This window comes from Nocardia xishanensis NBRC 101358 (genome assembly GCF_001613365.1).
GTDB lineage: Bacteria > Actinomycetota > Actinomycetes > Mycobacteriales > Mycobacteriaceae > Nocardia > Nocardia xishanensis.
On sequence record NZ_BDCF01000026.1, the window covers coordinates 1 to 20,865 of the forward strand.

Annotated in this window: 17 protein-coding genes and 2 pseudogenes; 10 read left to right on the plus strand and 9 right to left on the minus strand. The window is 63.8% G+C overall.

Annotation, left to right across the window (positions count from 1 at the left end):
• The 4 genes and pseudogenes from NX1_RS37480 to NX1_RS20815 all read left to right on the plus strand — a co-directional run.
• On the plus strand, nucleotides 1-308 hold a 308-nt coding region (locus NX1_RS37480; RefSeq protein WP_218024160.1), incomplete at its 5' end, for a hypothetical protein.
• A 981-nt stretch (nucleotides 309-1,289) separates the two neighbouring features.
• Nucleotides 1,290-1,712, plus strand: a complete 423-nt coding sequence (locus tag NX1_RS20805; protein WP_084501617.1) for a MarR family winged helix-turn-helix transcriptional regulator — start codon at nucleotides 1,290-1,292, stop codon at nucleotides 1,710-1,712.
• A 162-nt stretch (nucleotides 1,713-1,874) separates the two neighbouring features.
• Entirely contained in the window at nucleotides 1,875-2,147 is a 273-nt protein-coding gene (locus NX1_RS20810; protein WP_068062039.1) for a hypothetical protein, read from the plus strand.
• Nucleotides 2,123-2,458: pseudogene (locus tag NX1_RS20815) on the plus strand (transposase family protein); the annotation flags it as partial. The gene NX1_RS20810 and the pseudogene NX1_RS20815, both read left to right, overlap by 25 nt.
• Nucleotides 2,459-2,629: 171 nt before the next feature.
• Here NX1_RS20815 and NX1_RS20820 read toward each other — a convergent pair.
• From NX1_RS20820 to NX1_RS20840, 5 genes are all read right to left on the minus strand, one after another.
• Nucleotides 2,630-3,919, minus strand: coding sequence for an NAD(P)/FAD-dependent oxidoreductase (locus NX1_RS20820; RefSeq protein WP_084501618.1), 1,290 nt, complete (start codon nucleotides 3,917-3,919; stop codon nucleotides 2,630-2,632).
• 9 nt (nucleotides 3,920-3,928) lie between these two features.
• On the minus strand, nucleotides 3,929-4,240 hold the full coding sequence (locus NX1_RS20825; protein ID WP_373864896.1) for a 2Fe-2S iron-sulfur cluster-binding protein: 312 nt from the start codon (nucleotides 4,238-4,240) through the stop codon (nucleotides 3,929-3,931).
• A gap of 51 nt (nucleotides 4,241-4,291) precedes the next feature.
• Nucleotides 4,292-5,155, minus strand: a complete 864-nt coding sequence (locus NX1_RS20830; RefSeq protein WP_068062051.1) for an SDR family NAD(P)-dependent oxidoreductase — start codon at nucleotides 5,153-5,155, stop codon at nucleotides 4,292-4,294.
• A gap of 359 nt (nucleotides 5,156-5,514) precedes the next feature.
• Nucleotides 5,515-6,969 (minus strand): aldehyde dehydrogenase, encoded by a 1,455-nt coding sequence (locus tag NX1_RS20835; RefSeq protein ID WP_084501635.1) that lies wholly within the window; start codon nucleotides 6,967-6,969, stop codon nucleotides 5,515-5,517.
• Between the two features lie 177 nt (nucleotides 6,970-7,146).
• A complete protein-coding gene (locus NX1_RS20840) occupies nucleotides 7,147-7,476 on the minus strand; it encodes a hypothetical protein (RefSeq protein WP_068062055.1) in 330 nt (109 codons plus the stop codon).
• Between the two features lie 319 nt (nucleotides 7,477-7,795).
• Between NX1_RS20840 and NX1_RS20845 the strand changes: the two genes are divergently transcribed.
• The 3 genes from NX1_RS20845 (at nucleotide 7,796) to NX1_RS20855 (ending at nucleotide 11,171) form a co-directional block, all read left to right on the plus strand.
• On the plus strand, nucleotides 7,796-9,082 hold the full coding sequence (locus NX1_RS20845) for an alpha/beta fold hydrolase (RefSeq protein WP_068062057.1): 1,287 nt from the start codon (nucleotides 7,796-7,798) through the stop codon (nucleotides 9,080-9,082).
• A 42-nt stretch (nucleotides 9,083-9,124) separates the two neighbouring features.
• A complete protein-coding gene (locus NX1_RS20850; RefSeq protein ID WP_068062060.1) occupies nucleotides 9,125-10,561 on the plus strand; it encodes an aldehyde dehydrogenase family protein in 1,437 nt (478 codons plus the stop codon).
• Nucleotides 10,562-10,661: 100 nt separating this feature from the next.
• Nucleotides 10,662-11,171 carry a nuclear transport factor 2 family protein gene (locus NX1_RS20855; RefSeq protein ID WP_068062063.1) on the plus strand — a complete coding sequence of 170 codons (510 nt, stop codon included), beginning with the start codon at nucleotides 10,662-10,664 and terminating at the stop codon, nucleotides 11,169-11,171.
• 104 nt (nucleotides 11,172-11,275) lie between these two features.
• Here the strand turns inward: NX1_RS20855 and NX1_RS20860 are convergent, their stop codons facing one another.
• Complete coding sequence (locus tag NX1_RS20860) at nucleotides 11,276-12,580, minus strand: MFS transporter (RefSeq protein WP_169812260.1); 1,305 nt, start codon at nucleotides 12,578-12,580, stop codon at nucleotides 11,276-11,278.
• Nucleotides 12,581-13,034: 454 nt separating this feature from the next.
• On the opposite strand from NX1_RS20860, the gene NX1_RS20865 reads away from it, so the two are divergent.
• Nucleotides 13,035-13,829: an enoyl-CoA hydratase/isomerase family protein gene (locus NX1_RS20865; RefSeq protein ID WP_068062068.1), complete on the plus strand. Its 795-nt coding sequence runs from the start codon at nucleotides 13,035-13,037 to the stop codon at nucleotides 13,827-13,829.
• Nucleotides 13,830-13,915: 86 nt separating this feature from the next.
• Here the strand turns inward: NX1_RS20865 and NX1_RS20870 are convergent, their stop codons facing one another.
• Complete coding sequence (locus tag NX1_RS20870; RefSeq protein ID WP_068062071.1) at nucleotides 13,916-15,169, minus strand: cytochrome P450; 1,254 nt, start codon at nucleotides 15,167-15,169, stop codon at nucleotides 13,916-13,918.
• A gap of 812 nt (nucleotides 15,170-15,981) precedes the next feature.
• Here NX1_RS20870 and NX1_RS38065 point away from each other — a divergent pair.
• Nucleotides 15,982-16,653 (plus strand): annotated as a pseudogene (locus NX1_RS38065) (thiolase family protein); the annotation flags it as partial.
• Nucleotides 16,654-17,092: 439 nt separating this feature from the next.
• On the opposite strand, the gene NX1_RS20880 reads toward NX1_RS38065, so the two are convergent.
• Both NX1_RS20880 and NX1_RS20885 read right to left on the minus strand, forming a co-directional pair.
• Nucleotides 17,093-18,349, minus strand: a complete 1,257-nt coding sequence (locus tag NX1_RS20880) for an acyl-CoA dehydrogenase family protein (protein WP_068062078.1) — start codon at nucleotides 18,347-18,349, stop codon at nucleotides 17,093-17,095.
• A gap of 135 nt (nucleotides 18,350-18,484) precedes the next feature.
• Nucleotides 18,485-19,732 (minus strand): cytochrome P450, encoded by a 1,248-nt coding sequence (locus NX1_RS20885; protein ID WP_068062081.1) that lies wholly within the window; start codon nucleotides 19,730-19,732, stop codon nucleotides 18,485-18,487.
• Nucleotides 19,733-19,917: 185 nt separating this feature from the next.
• Between NX1_RS20885 and NX1_RS20890 the strand changes: the two genes are divergently transcribed.
• Nucleotides 19,918-20,847 carry an enoyl-CoA hydratase/isomerase family protein gene (locus NX1_RS20890; protein WP_245668607.1) on the plus strand — a complete coding sequence of 310 codons (930 nt, stop codon included), beginning with the start codon at nucleotides 19,918-19,920 and terminating at the stop codon, nucleotides 20,845-20,847.
• Nucleotides 20,848-20,865 lie beyond the last annotated feature (18 nt).

Below are 20,865 nucleotides of genomic sequence, written 5' to 3' on the forward strand. Positions count from 1 at the left end.
CGTCTCGGCGACTGAGTGTGTCCGCTGAACGCGCGCTCGTGCCGATGACAGCTAGTCATGAACTTCAGCGGTGCGAGCCCAATCGCGATGCGAGAATGAAGCCCCTCAGCTGCATGCGTTTTCAGGAGCAGGTATGGGTAGCACGGGGGGCGATCCTCAACGCGGTCAGGAGCCGGATTCTGGGACAGCGGGTGGTACCGTACCGCTGCCGAGCCAAGACCTTGGCCCCCGCCAGCCCTGTTCTGGCCGAGCACCCACCCTCGGTCAACCTGCGCGAAGACCACCTCGTCGCACCGATCGACCGCTGACTGGCCACCCTGTTCCATCGGCCCCATCGCGACCGCACCATCGCCAGCCTCCTCTCAGCCCAAGACGACAACGACCACGACACACACCGCGCACTGCTTCGCCGCCGTATCGCCGACGCCGAAGCCAAACTCGAACGCCACCTCGCCGCCATCGAAGCAGGAGTAGATCCCCAAGTCCTCGTCACCGCGATGAACACCGCCCACGCCGACAAAGCCGCAGCACAAACAGAGCTACAAAACCTGCCCACCATCCCCCGACTGACCGAGACCGAGATACGCCAGCTCATCGAATCCCTCGGCGATATTTCAGCTGTCCTCGCCGCAGGTGCCCGATCCGACAAAGCCGAGCTCTACCAGGCCCTCCACCTCGACATACGATATCGGCCCCGACAGCAGCTCGCTGCTGTCGGGGCCGACTTTGGGTTTAACACTGGTGTCCGGAGGGGGACACATGCCTTAACCACAGAGATTCACCTGGGGAAACGGTGACCCTCCGCGTGTTCACTCTGTCTGCCGCGCCTACCTCGACGCAACGGTCGTCGGCGATTTGCCTGACGTGTTACTCGTGCTGTCGACCGCGCTCGACATCGGAGATGATGGGGGGGCGCCCATGAGAGGCTGGAAGGGGTTCTGCAGTCGGGCTGACAGGATTTGAACCTGCGACCACTTGACACCGGTTCCAGTTTTCTGGATGCTCCTCAAAAGCTCCCATTGGTACTGGGCGACAAGACATTCGAGCTCTCGCCGCGTACTGGGCAGCCCCCATCAGACCCGGTTGAATCCCATCAAAAATGTGAGATTTTGGTGAGACGGTCCCGTGAGCGCGAGGAGTGGCCAGACCGTCCGATGCGCACGGTGGACCGATCTAGGGGATTTGGGCGAGGGCGACGATATCGGGCCGGTGACGTGTCGAGCCGGACCGCCTTGGGTAGCCTCGTTCGGTTCCTTTGATCGGCGTGTCGATTCGCGACGCGCCGATCGATGTACAACGATAGCTACTTCTTGGCAAACTGTGAGTCTGCGGCGGAACTTGCGCGTTCGCAGCAAGGAGCGGAACCAGTAACCGTGCTGTCGGATGAGGGACCGGTGGCGCCCTCTCGCATAGCGGCCGCCCTGCAGATGGCCCCCTCCACGCTGAGCAATCTGCTCAAGGCGATGACCGACGCCGGGTTGATCGAACGCGCCCAACGAGCCGACGATCTGCGACGAGTCGACGGCGCGATTTCGTCACTCGCCCGGGAACTGATGGAAACCTACGACGCGACCAGCCTGCGAACCATCGAGAACTTCCTCGACGACCTCGCCGACCATGAGCAGGCGGCCTTCGAGGCGGCTGTCCCGATCTTGCGCCGCAAGTGCGCCACCTTCGCCACCACCCCCGAACACGTCGCGAACCACGACTAGAGCCCCCACGTGCTTGGATTCCGAAGTATGCGGCAGTGCCCCGGCGCAGCAGCCCGCGGACACCGCAGGGAACAGGAGGAACTGGGACGCGATTCTGCCGCCGCCGACCGACGTGCAGGCAAGCGCGCATACGGAGCTTCGAATCACTCCGACCACACAGACGTGACGACTTTGGGCGCCACCGTGGTCGGCCTGGATCAATTCGTGGAGTACAACTTCGCCTTCATCGATGCCATCCCCGACTGGCGTTACGACCCGATTCCGGGACAGTCCTACATCGACGTCACACCGGAGGGCGAGGTACGCATGGTCGTCCGCTACTACGGCAGTGGTCACCTCGCCGACCCACTGGAACTGGACCCCTACGGCGACGACGCCGTCGCCATCCCGGGCAACGGCGCCTTGATCCAATGCACGGCGGTGGACCGAAAGTGAATGTTCCTGTCGACGTCACTTTTTCGGGATTGTCGCCGTTGTTGGTGGAAGCGGTGAGCGACGAGGGCTGCTCGATCGGGGTGCGGGCTCGAACACCAGGCGATCCGGCGGCCTGCCCGGGCTGCGGTGCGGCTTCGGACAATGTGCACAGCTATCAGCACCGCACTGTCACCGACTTGCCGATCGACGGGCGCACGGTGCGTGTCCGCGTGCAGGTGCGGCGGTCGGTCTGCCCAACCATGGGTTGCCGCAACACATTTCGCGAACAGGTGCTCGGAGTGCTGGAACGCTACCAGAGGCGCACCACGCGCCCTATCACACGTGACCACGGCGTGCCGATCCTATAACTGACCGCCGAGATCAAGCACTCGGCTACCGGCGGGCAGAACCTGCTCTACCGCCGTATCAACACACCGCGCCTACAACCCTGCCCGTGATCTCGACGACCACGAGATTCGAGCCGTCGGCCTGCACGGTCTTCCTCACTTCCTTTCGCGGCCCGACACCGCGAGCAGTTCCTTCAGCGGAACCGCCGGATCTGACAGTCGTGCCGGGTCGACCCGAACCTGCGTGGCAACCATCTTCTTCGCGAACATGAAATCCCGAGGGTTGCTGACGACATTGGCGGCACGGACGGTCCCGTCCTTGAGATAGAACAGGCTGAAGCTGCGGCCTTCATCGATACATCCGCGGACGACGATCTCGTCATGGCTCGGGCAGAGCCCCACTGCTTGCAGCTTCACGTCGTACTGATCGGACCAGAACCACGGCACTGCGTCGTGGGGCCGTGCGTCGCCGGTCAGGGTGGCAGCGGCGACCTTCGCCTGTTCCAGGGCATTGGGCACGGACTCCACCCGCCGCAAACCGCCGTTCTGGGCACAGGGATGCTTGGTGCAGTCGCCGATCGCGAGGATGCGGAGGTCGGTCGTGCGACAGAACTCGTCGACCACGACACCTCCGTCGACAGCGAGTCCGGCCTCATGGGCCAGCTCATCGTTCGCCTCCATGCCGATCCCGACGACGACCACATCAGCCGACAGCGTCACGCCATCGGTCAGCTTCACGGCCATGGCCCTGCCGTCCGCCCCGACCTCCACCGAATCCACCGAGGAACTGGTCCGGATGTCGACGCCATGCTGCTTGTGAACCCGTTCATAGAACTCGCTCACGACGGGTACGGTGACTCGTGCCAGCACTCGCGGCGCCGCCTCGATGACGGTTACGTCGAGCCCGGACTTTCGGGCGACGGCAGCCACCTCGAGCCCGACGTAGCCCCCGCCGAGTACGACGAGCCGCGCTCCAGGGGTGAACTGCGAACGCATCTCGTCGATGTCGGCGAGTCGGCGGAGCGTGTGGACGTTGGGGGCGGCGTGCACCGTCGCATCCGGCAGCAGTCGCGCTCGGCCACCTGTTGCCAGGACGAGCCAGTCGTACGACACGTCGTGGACACCGTCAGGGCCCTCGGTGCGGACGGTCTGCGTCGCTCGGTCGATTCCTGTCACCCGAGTCTCGAGCCTGACATCGACCCGCTGGTCGTCGTACGTCGCCGGCGGTCGGATGTGCAGGTCGGCCGAGGCGACGTCGCCCAACAGATAGCCCTTGGACAAGGGCGGTCTGCTGTAGGGGTGCGTCGACTCCTCGGCGAGAATCGTGATCGGTCCGGCGAAGCCGAGCATTCGCAAGGTGACAGCGCACTCCGCGCCGGCCTGGCCACCGCCGACGATCACCACTCGATCGTCGGAGCGTGCGGATTCGATGTTCGGGAGTTTCATGCTTATCTCCTATTGCACATCCGGCACGGTCACCACGATGCCGTCGATGTCGGACGAGAACTTCACCTGGCATGAGAGTCGGCTGCACTCGGTCGGTTCGGCCGCAGCGACCTCCAGCATGTCCTCCTCCTCCTCCGATCGCGGCGGCAGGAGCGAGACCCATCGCTCGTCCACGAACACATGGCAGGTGGCACAGGACAACTCGCCACCGCATTCGGCCTGGATTCCCGGCACCAGGTTGGCGCGCGCCACCTGCATCAAAGACTGCCCATCTTCGGCGGTGGCGTCCGTCTTGGTGCCGTCGGCGCGGATGAAGACCACATGTCCCATAGCGTCACTTTCCTTTTACTGCGAAATCTGCGAGGGCGCCTGTCAGCGGGCGCCCATGAACGGGCACGTCCCGACGTCACCGGATCCGTCATGGGCGTGCTCGCCAGGGGCTTCGACGAGAGGCAACTCCTGCACGTCGATCATGAGCGCACGGGCGTGTTCCATTGCGAATGCCCGGCTGAAGGGGTTCGTCGCGATGACGCGAGTGCCCCCGAGGAAGCCGTCGAACGCCTTCGCCGCGACAACCGACGACTCCTGCGCGAAGGGCAGGATCGCTTGCGCTACCGCCGGATCGGCGTCCACAGCGGCTTGGACCTTCTCGGTCAGCGTCCATCCAGGCGCAAGCATCGAGACGCCGACACCCCAGTCGGCCAGATCGCGATGTGCTGTGAGGGTCAATCCCAGGGTCGCGAACTTGGTGGTGGTGTAGACGCTGAAGGGCTCGACATGCGGGGGGACGCCGAGCGAATGCTCGGAGCCGGTGTTGAGCAGATACGACGGTCGACCGGCCGCCGCGGCGTCGCGCAGGAACGGCGCAAAGACGTGAACGATGTTGATGGCGCCCTCGACGTTGACTCGCACCACGCGGCCTGCGAGCTCGGGGTCCGTCTCCTGCAGTGTGCCCGGCACGGCGAAGACCGCGTTGTTGCACACCACGTTTACTTCACCGAATCGCTCGACGGTCTCGTTTGCCAGGCGTCGCACGTCCTCGATATTCGAGATATCGGACACGACGGAAGCAGCGTCGCCACCGGCCTCACGGAGCTCGTCGACCGCGGCCGTCGCGTCGTCGATGTCCGCGATCATGACCTTCGCACCGCGGTTGACCGCTTCGCGCGCCAGCGCCAGACCGATACCCGTGGCACCGCCGGTCACCACGACCACCGCGTTGCTCAGATCACTCATTCTGGCTGTCTTTCTACTTGGGGCCGTGACGGCCATCACTTTGTATGACGGTATCCCGTAGACTATTTTTCGTCAACTGCCTCGGATAGCCGGAACCCGTTGGCCACACTCCGGCGCGCACCACAGGGCACGACAGGCGGCAACGGGACCGACCGACACCCGAAGAGATCGGCGCATGTCAGAAGACCGGGAAAGAGCCACGACCGCCTGACTGCACGGGCCCGCTGACGCGGGTTCAGATGGCCGCGCCTCAAGGTGGCGAGCCATTGTGCAGCACGGCCGGGATCCGCCTGGCAGCGGCAACAGCGACCCGACCGGCACGAGGCCCTGGGCACCCGAGCCGGTCCAATTGCAAGAGTTCAGTGGCGCCCGAACGTTTGCTGGTTACCCTCATCGATGTACACGGATTTGACCTCGGTGTAAGCATCGAGCGCATTCACCCCGAGCTCGCGCCCGAGTCCGCTCTGCTTGAAGCCGCCGAACGGGGTGGCGTAGTGGACGACCCGGTAGGTGTTGACCCACACGGTTCCGGCCCGCAGGCGCTTGACCATGCGATGGGCGCGGGCGACGTCGGAGGTCCACACAGCAGCCGCGAGGCCGAAATCGACGTCGTTGGCCAGGCGCACAGCCTCGTCCTCGCCGCTGAACCGGACGAGACTCGCCACAGGACCGAAAATCTCCTCCTGGGCAAGGCGCGAACGGTTCTCGACACCAGAGAAGACAGTGGGGCGGACGAACAGCCCCCGCTCGGTCTCCGGAGTGTTCTCGCGTGCGCCGCCGGCGGCAACCACGGCGCCTTCGTCCTGACCGATCTGGATGTACTCGAGCACACGATCGAACTGGTTACGACTGGCCACGGGACCGACATCGACTGTTGGATCCAAGGGGTCGCCGAGCTTGAGGTTCGACGCCGCCTCGGACAGCCGCGCCACGACGTCGTCGTACACCTCGTCCTCGACCAGGACGCGAGATCCCGCCATGCAGGTCTGCCCGGTGGCCGCAAAGATCCCTGCCATCACGCCGTGGACCGCGTTGTCCAGATCGGCATCACGGAAGATGATGTTGGGCGACTTGCCGCCGAGCTCGAGGGTGACGCGCCCGATGCGCGGCGCCGCCGCAGCCAGCATGGCTTTCCCCGCAGCGGTCGACCCGGTGAAGCCGATCTTGTCGACGTCCGGGTGCGAAGCGAGCGCCGCACCAGTGGGCTGACCGAACCCGGTGACGACGTTGACGACGCCGGCAGGGAAGCCCGCCTCCTCGCAGAGCTCGGCAAGGCGAAGAGTGGAGGTGGGCGTCACCTCGGAGGGCTTGATGACGATGGTGCATCCGGCCGCGAGAGCCGGAAACAGCTTCCAGCACAGGAGCATGAGCGGAGAGTTCCACGGCGTGATCGCCGCGACGACTCCGACCGGTTCCCGGACGTTGTAGACAGTGTGACCGGGAACCCCCTGGACAGTCGACCCACCCATTGTTTCTGCCAGCCCCGCAACGAACCGAGCCGTTGCGGCCATGCCGTGCGAGCCGCCGGTCATCTCGCCGATGAGCTTGCCGTTTTCGTGGATCTGGATGCGAGCCAACTCGTCGGCGTTCGCCTCGATCAAGTCGGCGAGCCTACGCAGCATGGTGGCGCGGGTGACAGCTGACGTCTGCGGCCAACCGCCCTCGTCGAAGGCGTGCCGTGCGGCGGCGACGGCACGGTCGACATCCTCGACGGTCCCCACGGGCACACGCCCCCAGGGTTGGTTGTCGAATGGATCGACACAGGTGAATGTGTCGCGCTCCCCGATCTCGATCCACTCGCCACCGATGTACATCGCGTAGTCGCGATCAGTTTCTGCCGGAAATCGGGTCGCCGTGGATTTCACTGGTGCGGTCACACTGAATCAGTCCCTTCGATTGCGGGTCGCCGGCCGCTGGTTCACACGCCGCAGGCAGGCATCTCAGACCTCCCGGCGGCGAAAGACGTTTGTACGACGGTATCCCGTCCGACATTACGTGTCAACGGTCACAAGTTGTGGTCGGCCTCCACTTCGACGTACACGTCGCGCCCAATCCTCGACACTGTCGAGGATGATGACTTCCGACCTGGTGACCGGATCGCCAGGATCGCCCATCGGGACGAGACCACCGGCGCGGACCACGGCGATGCGATGCCGGCTCACCCATCCGATCTCGGCGAACAGCGAGCCCGAGAAGAGCGGCCGTCGCCCGACGACCCCGCCCTCACAGCCCTCGACAGCGACGATGCCCCAGTCGGCCGCCGCCTCCGGCGAGGCCACGGCCAACCCCGCCACGTCGGCCGCCGGTGCGGATGAACTCACCCGGCTCGCGTGTGCCACCGACCCCGGCGATCCGTCACTGACGACACCGTCGCCAGCCGCTCGTTGACAAGTGTATGACATAGGCCCATACTACGAACGTGAGTGAGCAGGGTCACATGACTGCGACTCTGGCTGTGCCATACGGAGATACAACCCTCCGTGGACGGTGGGCCGTTCGCCCGTCGAATGCCGACGCGACAACTCATAGGCGCAGGTGAATAGCAATCCCAGCTGTGCGCGCCGAAGAAGTCTCCAGCCCTGCGGATCAGGCCACTGTGGCCACATTCGGTGGGCTATGTAATGAACAGGATCAATTGCGATGGTGACAAGCAATCAGAACGACCTTCTACAGAGGCTCGGCTCGGACGGGCGCCTGCACATGCTGCTTGCCGGCTTCGATGGAATCGCCGATTTCCGGTTGGGCGGAGATCCGCTCCGCCTGCGAATCCGCGATGGCGCCATCGAGGCGGACTCGAGCGTCGCCGATCCAGACGTGCTGGTTGAGTTCCCGCCGGAACTGTGGGCTGCTGCGACACAGTTGGAGGCACCCCCGGGGACGGAGAGCCTGTCGAGTGCGCTGTCACACGGAGCGACCCTGACCGGTGACTGGCGGGCCGTCATCGCACCGTACCTGGCGGCGTGGAGCCGCATTGTGCGAATCGCGTCGGATGCAGCCGCCGGCCGCAGGGAGGTACATGTGGCGTGCGATCCTTTCGTCGACTCGGACGACGCGGTGGGTCGATACGTCCGCTACTCGGTCGGGTCGGAGAATTACCGCGTCTACTACGAACAGTCGGGCCATGGCGAGATTCCGGTGCTGTTCATGCACACGGCGGGCGGTGATGGCCGGCAGTACCGCAACGTTCTGGCGCATCCCCGGTTGCAGGAGAAGTACACACTTGTCGCGATAGACCTTCCCTACCATGGCAAATCACTGCCGCCGGTCGGTACCTCGTGGTGGGAACGGCCGCTGGAGATCACGAAAGACCTTCTGATGGATTGGATTACCGGGTTCATCAAGGCGACGGGGCTGGACCGGCCCATCTTCGTCGGATGCTCGGTCGGCGGACAACTTGCGTCGGATCTGTGTGCCCACCACCCGGAGTCGATTCGCGGCGCGATCGGCGTGAACGGGCTGTACGACATGCGAGGCCTGACCGAACTCGCAGCCATGAACGCGATGTACCACAATCCGGCGATATCGCCGAATGTGGTGCCGGCGATCATGTATGACGCGAGTGGCCCCGGCGCACCCGAGGAGTTTCGTCACGAGTTGGCCTGGATCTACGCGTCCAACCAACGCGACACGTACCCATCGGACTGCGACTACTACTATTTCGGCCACGACCTGAGTGAGAACGGACATCTGATCGACACCAGCCGAACGCCGTTGACGATGCTCACCGGCGAGTACGACCTCAGTGCTGTCATCCCCGAGCATGGTGGTGAGGCGATCGCTCAGACGATCCCGGGAGCTACTCACCGGGTGATGAAGGGTCTGTCACATTTCGCGCCATCTGATGATCCGGTGCGATTCACCGCGGAACTCGAGCGCGCCCTGGACGAGACAGTCGCCCAATGTACTCCGACACGGGTGTCAGCATGACCTGTCCTGATGTCAGGTGATCAGTGTGCGGAAAAGAGTGTGATGAGCAGACATTCTGAGACCTCGACTGTCCGGCATTACATCGAAGGACAGTGGTCGGGCGCCGACGGATCCGATTTCGCCGAGTTGACGAATCCGGCGACCGGCGGAGTCAGCGGACTACTCCAACTCGGCACTCAGAGCGATGTCGACCGCGCGGTGGAGGCGGCGCAACGGGCCTTCATCTCGTACTCGTCGACGTCGCTCGATGAGCGAGTCGACTTGTTGCGCGCGGTCATCGCAGAAATCGAGAAGCGTGGCGACGACCTCGCCGAGGCAGTCACCACCGATATGGGCATGCCTATCGAGCTCAGCAAGCTGGTGATCGGCTCGGCAGTCCAGTCGTTCCAGGTGCTCGTCGACGAATTGCCGTCGTATCCTTTCGAGAAGCGGCACGGGGACTACCTGGTTGTTCGGGAACCGATCGGTGTTGCCGCGCTGATCCCCCCATGGAACTACCCCTCCAGGCAGATTGCCGGCAAGGTGGCGCCCGCGATCGCGGTCGGATGCACCGCCGTCCTCAAACCGGCCGAACTCGCCGCGCACAGCGGGGCCGTCTTTGCCGAGATCTTCCACAGTGCCGGGGTGCCCGCCGGCGTGGTCAACGTGGTGAACGGGTTCGGGTCCGTCGTCGGTTCGGCCTTGAGCAGGCACAACCACATCGACGTGGTCTCGTTCACGGGATCTACGACGGTGGGAGTGCAGGTGCAAAGAGACGCTGCCGACACCGTGAAGCGGGTGAGCCAGGAACTGGGAGGGAAGTCCGCGCACATCGTCTTGCCCGATGCAGACTTCGAGGCAGCGGTGAAGACGTCGGTGGACGGGGTCATGCGCAACTCCGGCCAGACGTGCTACGCGCCGACACGAACCATCATTCCGCGAGCCGAACGTGACCGGTTCGTCGAACTCGTGCGAAAAGCGGTCGACGCCATCACCGTTGGTGATCCTTCCTCGCCCGTCGCGATGGGTCCGGTCGCATCCGAGAAGCAGTGGCAAACGGTGCAGCGGTACATCGAGACCGGCATCCGAGAAGGCGCAACTCTCGTCGTCGGCGGAACGGGCCGCCCCGAGGGCCTTCCGGACAGGGGCTGGTTCGTACGGCCGACCGTGTTTGCAGACGTCAGCAACGACATGACCATCGCCAGGGAAGAGATCTTCGGACCGGTGATGTCGATAATCGGTTACGACACAATCGAGGAGGCAATCGACATCGCCAATGACACCCCCTACGGTCTGGCCGCTTTCGTCGACGGCGCAGACGTCGAGAAAGCGAAGCAGGTGGCACGTCGGATACGAGCCGGGCAGGTATCGGTCAACGCATCGGCCCTGAACCCGAACGCTCCGTTCGGCGGCTACAAGCGGTCAGGTAACGGACGCGCTTGGGGGATATGGGCCATCGAGGAGTTCCTGGAAACGAAAGCGCTCGTCGGCGCGGTGTGAAAATGACCGAGCGCACATGAGCGGGGAACACAATACCACCTGAGTTCGGCGTCTGCGCTCTCGGCGCAGACGCCGAACTCTCTGCGCGAGAGAGAGAATCATGACGGATACACCCAGCGGCGCCCAAGGCAATGCAGAAAAGTTGCAATGGATGTGGGACATTCTGAGTATCCAACAGATCATCGCGCGGTATGTGCCTGCGCTCGACGGTGAGGTAGGCGAGGTAGTCGCAGGCGACTTCATCGAACATGGTGTTTTCGATCTGGGAACCATAGGTCGATTCGAGGGCCGCGACGAGATCCGCGCGTTCGCCACGCGTGAAACCTGGCAACCCGAGCAACTGGCGACGATCGCCCGGGGCGGCGGACACTTTCTCAGCCCACCCATGATCGAGATCGACCGGGACGAGGCGGTTGCGACGTGTTCTTCCCTTTTCTTCCTCCGCGACGGTGACTACTACACGTTGACCAGGCTGACCGCGGTGCGCCTCGAACTACGCAGGATCGAGGACGAATGGAAGATCGTGCGCCGATTCAATCGGCTGATCGACGAGACCGGCGACGGGGTCGCACTGTACCGGCAAGCGTTCGAGCGTCCGTCGACACGGTAACGTGCGCGCGATCGACCAGCAGACGACACAAATCATGGTCGGCATCGGCAGCGAGCGCCTGTCGCCGAGTCTCCGGCAGGAGTCACTAGTTGCCTACGAACAGGTCATCGGGTAGCTGGAAGCCCCCGGTCTCCCACCACCATGACGACCACGACACCGGCGAGTATCACCATGGTGCATGCGATTCCGGTCAGCCCTGCATCGTTGGCGCCGACTGGATACCAGAATGCGATCACGCCGCTCGAAACGATCGCCGCAACATTGGCGCCCGCTCTCATCGCTCCCGCCGCATTGCCCATGCGCTCGCGTGGCGCCTGCATCAACAGGGCCGACTGGTTGGCCACCGTGGTCAACCCGGTCATGAGCCCCACTCCGATCGCCGTGGGCAGCGCCCACCACAGCGACCCGGAAAGCCCTATTCCGGCCAGCGCTGCGGTTCCGGCCACACCGAGCACGGCGCCGACTACTAGAGGACGGCGGATGCGCGCACTGCGTGCAGCCAAGCCCGCGGTCGCAATCGAGATCAGTGTCGTCGGCGCGACCACTGCGGCTGCCACAAGGCTGCTCGCAGTGCGCATATCCTGCAGCCATTGGACGAAACCGTAGAGGTAGCAGTACATCACGACAGAGGTCAACGCGTTACGCATGAGTGTCATCGCCAGGGCAGGATGAAGCCTGATCATCGTCACGTCCAGGAAAGGCGATCGGGCTCGACTTTCCCGAAATGCGAACAGGATCGCCGCTGCGCCCGCCACCGAGTACATTTCCCAACCTCCGCGAGGGTCGGGTATCAGTGCCAGCGACAACGCCGTCACCACGCCGGCGAACAGGGTCACTCCCCCGATGTCGAGCTGACCGAACACCGATCGCAGTTCGAGATTTTGGCCGCGGTGATCGTCGCGCGGGAACCACGCCAGGCCCGCCAATGCCAAGGCCACTCCCAGTGGAGCGTTGACCCAGAAAACGGCGCGCCAGCCCCACATCGCGGTGAGCACACCTCCCACCGGGAGCCCGAGTGCGCTCGTCACCTGGACCGCGATCGCGATCGCTCCGAGGATGCTCGACGGCACCCTGACACCCGTACTCGACTCACGTTGACGTAGCAGCACCATCGCGGTCGGATATCCAGCAGCGGTTCCGATGCCGGCGAGAACACGCGCCGCCAGAAGCCCGGCAAGGGATCCGGCAGTACCCCCCACCAGCCCGGCAACTGCGACGACGCACATTCCGGCAACGAAAGTGCGCCGCGGACCGACCAGATCGGCCACAGCCCCCAACATCGGCTGCGCGATGGCACTGGCCACATACAGTGTCGACACGAGCGCTATCGCAGCACTAGGCGCGACGCCGAGGTCATCACCGAGGGGCACCAACGCCGTCGCGATCATCGAGGTGTTCAACGCATTCACCGAGGCGCCCCCGACCACCGGCCAGACGATCACACGCGGGTAGGCCCCCGTATGCCACCCCGACTTCATGAGGCGCGCTCACTGCAGGGGTGACCGCTCCGAGAGGCGACCGCTCGTCTCCAAGGCAATGGTGAAGTCACCTCACTGTCTCCATTTCTCGACTGCATCGACGAGGAGGCGACCTCCTCGGCACGACGCAAGCCCAGAAACAACCTCACCCACAAGACATTTCGGGCTGACCAGCCTGTCTTGTCGCGAAGCCTCGGTCACGGGAGAGCGTTGTTCCCCTCACCCGCCTGGACCGAAGCGCGATGGTTTAGTATTACATACTACAAGTCGCATCAGGTCTGTGACTCGAGAGGCCACCGAGGGACACTCCGCGGCGACCGGCCCCTCAGCGCCCTGTCTGGATGCCGCGCCAGGTACTCCCGTCCCCACACCAGAAAGAAGCGGAATGACGCACGATGAACACCTCCCGCCTCTCGTCGAAGACAAAGCCGGGGTTCTCTCCATCACTGTCTCCACGTCGCGAGCAGGTGGCTCCCTCTCGCCCGAAGCAGTCAGCGACGGAACGGTCGCGCTCAAGGAGCTGGCACGTGGCGAGCGAACGTCCGGCGCGATCCTTCTGCTCGGTTCCGGACCGAATTTCTGCGCTGGCGGCAACGTGAAAGTCTTCGCCGACCCCGGCGATCGTCCGCCCCGAACGCGTAAGGCGGCCGACGACTTTCACGACTTCATCTCGGCCCTGGTCGAAGCCCGCCGGCCAATTGTCGCCGCGATTCGCGGTTGGGCGGCGGGTGCAGGCATGAGCGTCGCACTGCATGCCGACATTGCCATCGGGGGCACGTCCACTCGTCTTCGGCCCGCGTACCGCGGCATTGGACTCTCTCCCGACGGTGGGCTGACGTGGACACTGCCACGGGTGGTCGGTGACGCACGTGCGCGGCGGATCATCCTCACCGACGAGATCATCGATTCCGACGAAGCCTTGACCCTCGGACTTCTCGCACGAGTCGTCGAAGACGACGAGGTTCATGCGGCAGCAAGTGCGATCGCAGCCGATCTGGCCGCCGGGCCTCGGGACGCGCTGTCGGCGACCCGAGGCCTCCTCTCGGATTCGGCAACATCCAGCCTCAGTGACCACCTGGCCGCCGAAGCACGGTCGATCTCGCGGCTTGCCGGGCTACCGGACGGGATCGAAGGAGTGGATGCATTCGTCGCGAAACGTCCCGCGCAATTTGGCCGGTAGAGGCCGCGTGGGTGCATGACCTCGCTCCGCGATCGACCGACCCGGCTCACCAGAGGTGAGTACGGCCGGGTCGGCTGAGCTGCTTCTCACGACATGACACGGCGAACCGGAAGTTCCGTCAGCTGGTTGATGAAATTGGAGTAGCCGCGCCGCGGTTCTCCGTCCAGTTCCAGCTTGATTCCGCGCGCCCGCAGTTCTTGCCACAAAATCTGCAACTCGAGCATGGCCAGGTGCGCACCGATGCACCGGTGCGGACCTGTGCCGAACGTCAAGGAATCGACCTCTGCACGCCACGGGTCGAAACGGTCGGGATCGGAGTACACGGCAGGATCGCGATTCGCTGCGACGTAGTACATGACGACCACGTCGTTCTCGCGAATCTGCTGACCCGAGATGACCACGTCTCGCGTCGCGGTCCGAGCCATCTGCATCGGCGGAGTGATGAGCCTCAGGTACTCCTCGACCAAGCGCTCCGTGTGCCCCTCGTCGATGGCCCGGTCTGTGAGCGCCGCGATCTCTGGATCTTCGAGGTACATCCGCATCGACTGACCGATTGCGGTGTGCGTGGTCTCGAAGCCGGCGGCGATCATCACGTGCATCCATTGCAGATACTCGGACTGGTTGATCTCGCCGCGCTCGCGGACTCGAGCCAGTTCCGTGAACATGTCGTCGCCGGGCTCGGCAAGCTTGACCTTCTGCATCTTCTCGGCGTACCGCATCAGCTCCTCGAGGTGCGGGAGCACACTCTGCGCGCCGCCTTCACCCTCCTCGAGGTCCTCGGTCACCATCAGCGCGTCGAAATACGCAGTCACGGTGTCGACGATGTACTTGCGATCCTCGCGCGGGCTTCCGAGCACGGTGGCGATCACATACGCAGGGATGGTCCGAGCGAACTCTTCGACGAAATCGAACTGAGCACGGTCCGCGATCCCGTCGATGACCTCGGTGACGATCTCACGAATCCACGGCTCGAACTTGGCGACGATGCGTGGCGCGAACCCCTTCGCCGCCGCGCGACGCAGATAGTTGTGCCTCGGCGGATCGGTGAACATGATCTCGTCGAGATACGGATGATCACCCGTGATGTTCGTGAGCGGGTACGCCATCCCCTTCATCGATGTGAAGGTCGCCGGATCCTTCTCGATCTCGACGATCTCATCGTAGCGAGTGACGGCCCAGAATCCGCCGTTCGCGGTCGCCACTGTGGTCGGCACCCAGTGCAAGCCGGGCCTCCGGACCAATTCGGCGAAAGCGTCATGAGGTACGGCGGTGCCGAAGCTCGCCGGATCACTCAAATCTGGGATTTCGACGACGTCGGCGTGGTCGAGGGTTTGCGACATCAGTTCACCTTCGTTCGGCTCAGCACCGAGGCACGGGTACCGTTGGTGTCAATTGCCAATTGCCAATTGCCAGAATCTGTTTCGTGCGAGGGCTCAGCGTCCGTCCTGAGGCCGACGGGCCGATGATGATCGGCTATCTGAGGTTCGGCACTCTTTTCGGAACGCCGCGGCCACGATTGTCTGCTGTATCACCGTACCTCGTATGACGAAGCTTACAGGCGAGGTCCCTCACTTGCAAGACGAAAAGTGATGCTGCTCACCGCTATTCGCCAAACGCTTCACCTGACACGCCCCCGTCACGTGCCGCTAGAGGCTGCTATAGCCCTTGCGCGCCGTCACCGTTGATGAGCTATGGCGCCACGGGATATCGCCTTACAACCTGCGATGTCTTCAACGTGACCGAGTTCGGGTGGCGGTGCGGCGAAGTCGCGACAGGGAAACGCAGCGCAATGACCACGTCGAACACGACCGCCGGTTCCTTCCTGGCGAAGACCAGCGAGGGACTGGTCCCGGCCGAAGACCATGACGACTATCGGAGTAGCCTCCCGGCCAGCAGCTCCAACGACAGCGGTGAGACGGCTTCGGGAATCTGCTGCGCGAACTGCAGGATTGCCAGCGGACTGACCGCACTCGCCCCGCGCCGATCGATCAGCCACGCGGTCTCAGAACGGGTGCCGGAGCTGCTCGATTGTGATGCGTGCGTTGGCGATCCATTCACGGACCACGCCTTGACTCGCAAGGGGCGTCTGATTGCCACGCGCTTGCCTGCTCACTCCAAGAGCCTGCCGATCGGCACCTTTGCGAATCCGACCGGAACTGTCTCGCAGGTCGGAGACCAGGGTTTCAGCATCGCCCGCACTGCGACCCTTGTCGCCGGCTTCCCCGAGTCCGTGCCCGCGACCACGATTGACAGGCAATGTGGCTCGAGCCAGCAGGCCGCGCACTTCGCCGCTCCGGCTGTCATGGCCGGAGTCAACGACATAGTCATCGCCTGCGGCGTGGAGTCCATGAGCCGAATCCCTCTGGGCAGCGCCAAAGTCGACGGTGACCCGTTCGGCCCGCTGTCCGTGCGCTATCCCGATGGCCAAGCCAATCAGGGAATCGGTGCCGAACTCATCACAGCACGCTGGAATCTCACCCGCCCCGAACTCGACGAGTTCGCCGCGACCTCCCATGAACGCGCCGCGAAGACAGCAGCGAACGGCGGCTTCGACAACGAGATCATCCCGGTGAATGTGACTCAACCGGACGGATCGACCGCCCCGCACACCGTCGACCAGACCGTACGGGCCGGTTCCACTGTCGAAAGCCTGGCCGGTTTGCGCCCCTTGTTCCGCACAGACGAGTTCGATGCTCGCTTCCCCGAGGTCAACTGGTCCATCACAGCCGGAAACTCGTCACCGTTGACCGACGGTGCCTCGGCCGCGCTGATCATGAGCCGGGCGAAGGCGACAGCACTCGGACTGCGTCCACGCGCCCGCTTTTCTAGGAATCGCCAGTAGTGCCCGTCACGACCCGTTCGGGTAGTGATTGCAGCTACTTGCCGGAATTGCTCGCCTAGCCAGCTCCCACCCGGCGGGCGCCGCGGCATCGACTGCACACACTCGGGGTGGGTCGGGGTGATGACGTGTGGCAGCTCGGCGATTGAGCCGGCGTGTTGGTGGCGTCGGGCGCAGGCGCGCGCAACGCGCCATGCATTCCGGCGCCAGACCGGAGCGGCTGCCGGTGTCCGGTCGTGGGTGTCTGCAACACACTTCGCTGCATGATCGAGACACCGTGAACTCGAGCCCGACCGGAGCCACCACATCTTCCGATCACCCACCGACCAGGGCTTGCCGAGCACCTGCCTGAACTCGGCATCACCGCCCTGTCCGCGCCACGGGGTGGGGCCATCCGGGCGGTTCGACTGTGGTACAGCGTTTCTCAGTCGTCGGTCTTCCGGAGCTCTGCCTTGGCCAGAGTGCGCAGGTGCACCTCGTCGGGTCCGTCGAAGATTCGCATCGCGCGGTGCCAGCCGTACATCGCCGCGAGCGGCACGTCATCACTGACTCCGGCACCGCCGTAAACCTGGATCGCACGGTCGATGACGTCGAGGGCCACGCGGGGAACCGCGACCTTCGCGGCCGACACCAGCGTTGCCGCGGCCTTGTTGCCATGGACATCGATGGTCCGGGACGCAAGCTGGCAGAGTAGCCGCGCCTGATCGATGGCCACTCGGGACTCGGCGATCTGTTGCTGAACCACACCTTGATCCGCGAGCGGCTTGCCGAACGCCACGCGAGACTTCGCGCGTGTCGTGAGCAGGCTCAGAGCCCGCTCCGCCGCGCCCAGCGCGCGCATGCAATGGTGAATCCGCCCAGGACCCAACCGCGCTTGAGCGAGCGCGAAGCCCGCACCCTCCTCCCCCAGCATGTTGCTCACCGGGACACGGACGTCCTCGTAGACCACCTCGCAGTGACCGTGCTGGTCGTAACGGCCGAAAACCGGCACGTCCCGAACTACGGTCACGCCAGGCGTATCCATCGGCACGAGAACCATCGATTGCTGACGATGACGCTCCGCATTGGGATCGGTCTTGCCCATGACGACAAGAAGGGCGCACCGCGGATCGGCGGCGCCGCTCGTCCACCACTTGCGGCCATTGATGACGTACGAGTCACCGTCGCGGACGATCCGAGTCTCGATGTTCGTGGCGTCCGAACTCGCCACCCCGATCTCGGTCATCGAGAACGCCGAGCGGATTCTTCCGTCCAGCAGGGGCTCGAGCCACTGCTTCCGCTGCTCCTGAGTCGCGAACAGGTGCAGCAACTCCATGTTCCCCGTGTCCGGCGCTTGTCCGTTCGTCGCTTCGGGCGCCAGATGGAGACTCCAGCCGGTGATCTCGGCAAGTCCGGCGTAGTCCAGCTGGCTGATGCCGGACTCGGCGGGGAGGAACAGGTTCCACAGTCCCCGTTTGCGCGCCTCTCGCTTGAGCTCTTCGACGACCGGGGGAACTGTGCTGTCGTGCGGCCCTGCCTTTGCGCGGTAGTCCTCGTACACCTGTTCAGCCGGGAAGACGTGCGTGTGCATGAAGTCGACCAGCGCGTCATGCAACTCCAGCGCTCGCGCAGTGGGCCGGAGATCGAGCGATTCGACGTCAGGGATTCCAGACAAGGTGGCAGTGCTCGCGATGTGGTTCATCGAGTCCTCAGATCGTTACGACACAGCAGTATTGAGATATTCCCGAACCGGTTTCGTGGGCCGGCCGACAACAGACCAGCGCGGTTCGGTGGCCTGTTGATCGTGACCACCGAACCGCGCCGCTTCGCCTGACTCTCAGGCCCTCCGCACCGGGAGCTCGGTCAGTAGATTGATGTAGTTGGACCAGCCCCGCTTTGGCTCTCCCGCGAGCTCGAGCTTCACTCCGCGCTTGTGCAACTCTTCCCACAAGATTTGCAGCTCCAGCTTGGCCAAGTGGTAGCCGATGCAGCGATGCACCCCCGACCCGAAGGCCAGCGAGTCTGTCTCCGAACGGGAGGGATTGAACCGATCGGGCTCCGAGAACACCGCCGGATCACGGTTGGCGGCAACGTAATACAGCACCATCACATCGTTCCTACGAATTTGCTCGCCGGCGAACGTCAGATCGCGCGTGGCAGTGCGAGCCATCTGATATACGGGAGTGATGTATCGGAGCAGTTCGGCCACCATCCGCTCCGTCTGCCCGGACTTGACGGCGCTGTCGATTGCTTCGGCAGCTTCGGGATCCTGCAAGTACATCCGCATCGACTGCGCGATCATGGTGTGTGTGGTCTCGTAACCCGCAGCCATCATGACCCACATCCACTGCAGATACTCGTCCTGGTTGATCTCCCCTCGCTCGACACACCGCGCAAGCTCGGTGAACATGTCGTTCTCGGGTTCGGCCAGCTTCTGCTGCTGCATTTTGCGGGCATAGTCGGTGAGTTGCTCGATGATCGGCACGGCGCTGTCGAAGCCTGAGGCACCGTCATCGAGGCCATCGACGTCTTGTTCCGCCTCGAAGTGCTCGGTCACCACCCGGATCATCCACTCGCGGTCTTCGCGAGGACTGCCGAGCACTCTCGCCACGACGTAGGCCGGGATCGTTCGAGCGAATTCATCGATGTAGTCGAACTCGGACTTGCCCTCGACTCCGTCGATCACCTCCGTGACGACCTCGCGGATCCAGGGCTCGAAGTTACTTACGATCCGTGGCGCAAAACCTTTCGCCGCCGCACGGCGCAGATAGTTGTGACGTGGGGGGTCCGTGCACATGATCATGTTCGCCGCCGGATTGTCAGGGCCCATGTTCGTCAACGGAAACGCGGGCCCCTTCGTCGACGTGAAAGCGTCCGGGTCCTTCTCGATCTCGACGATGTCCGAGAATCGGGTGACCGCCCAGATCCCGCCGTTCTCGTTCGCGAGCTTGGTAGGTATCCAATGCAGGCCGGGCCGCTCTCGAACAGCCGCGAAGGCCGAATGCGGCACCTCATCGGCATAGGTGGCGGCATCACTGAAGTCAGGAATGGGCAGTACCTCTGCTTTTTCGTCCAACAACGACACAATGGCTCCTTCTGGGAAATTCGCGAAATAGCGCAGATCGTTCCGGCGGACTGGGATCGAAGCAACAGCGCCGTTTCTGGCGCACGGTCGCGCACTCAAAAGGCGACATACCGATGGTCAACACTTCGACTGGTGTGACCATAACACGTATGACGGTCGACCGTGAAGCGCACCACACTCAATGTATGCTGTATGACAGTGATACCAACTTGGTGACCGCGTCCTCACCAACCTTCAAGGAGAGGCATGATGCGCAGCACAGTCCGATCGAACTACCATGGCCGCCGACTGGGCCAAGGTCTCGACTCATGAGCCGCCAGTCCTACCAGGGACTCACGCTGAGCCGTGAGCATGCCGGCGTTCTTCAGGTGACACTTGATCGGCCTGAGAAGTTCAACGCCCTGACGTTCGACATGTTCGACTCGATCCGCGATCTGTGCGCCGACCTCGAGGGCGACAACGAGACACGTGCCGTCGTGCTCACCGGTGCAGGCCGCGGATTCTGCGGCGGGCTGGACCTCGAGGCGGTGGCCCAGTTGCTCGAAATGTCTCCTTACGAGTTCCTCCGCGGCCAGGAAAAGTGGGCAGGGGCCGCATTGGCGCTGCGCCGACTCACTACCCCGGTCATCGCCGCGGTCAACGGAGCCGCCGCAGGCGCCGGTCTCTCACTCGCCCTCGCGTGTGACATCCGAATCGCCTCGACCCGAGCCAAGTTCAATGCGGCATTCATCCGAGTCGGCCTCACAGGTGGCGACATGGGCAGCTCTTGGCTCCTACCACGCATCGTCGGGGCCGGAATCGCCAATGAGCTATTACTCACTGGACGTTTCGTCGACTCCCAGGAGGCGCTGCGCATCGGTCTCGTCAACCGCGTCTGCGAACCCGATCAGCTGCTCGAGGCCGCATACGAGATCGCGGACGCGATCGCTGCGAACAGCCCGTTCGGCGTCCGATTGACCAAACAGGTCATCCAAGCGAACCTCGGAGCTGGCAGCCTGGAACAGGGTATCGAGCTCGAAAACCGCAACCAGGCGCTCACTGCCGCGACCAACGACATGCGAGAGGCTCTCGAAGCCTTCACCAATCGCCGAACACCGAACTTCACCGGCACCTGAGCACGGTTCGGGCGGACC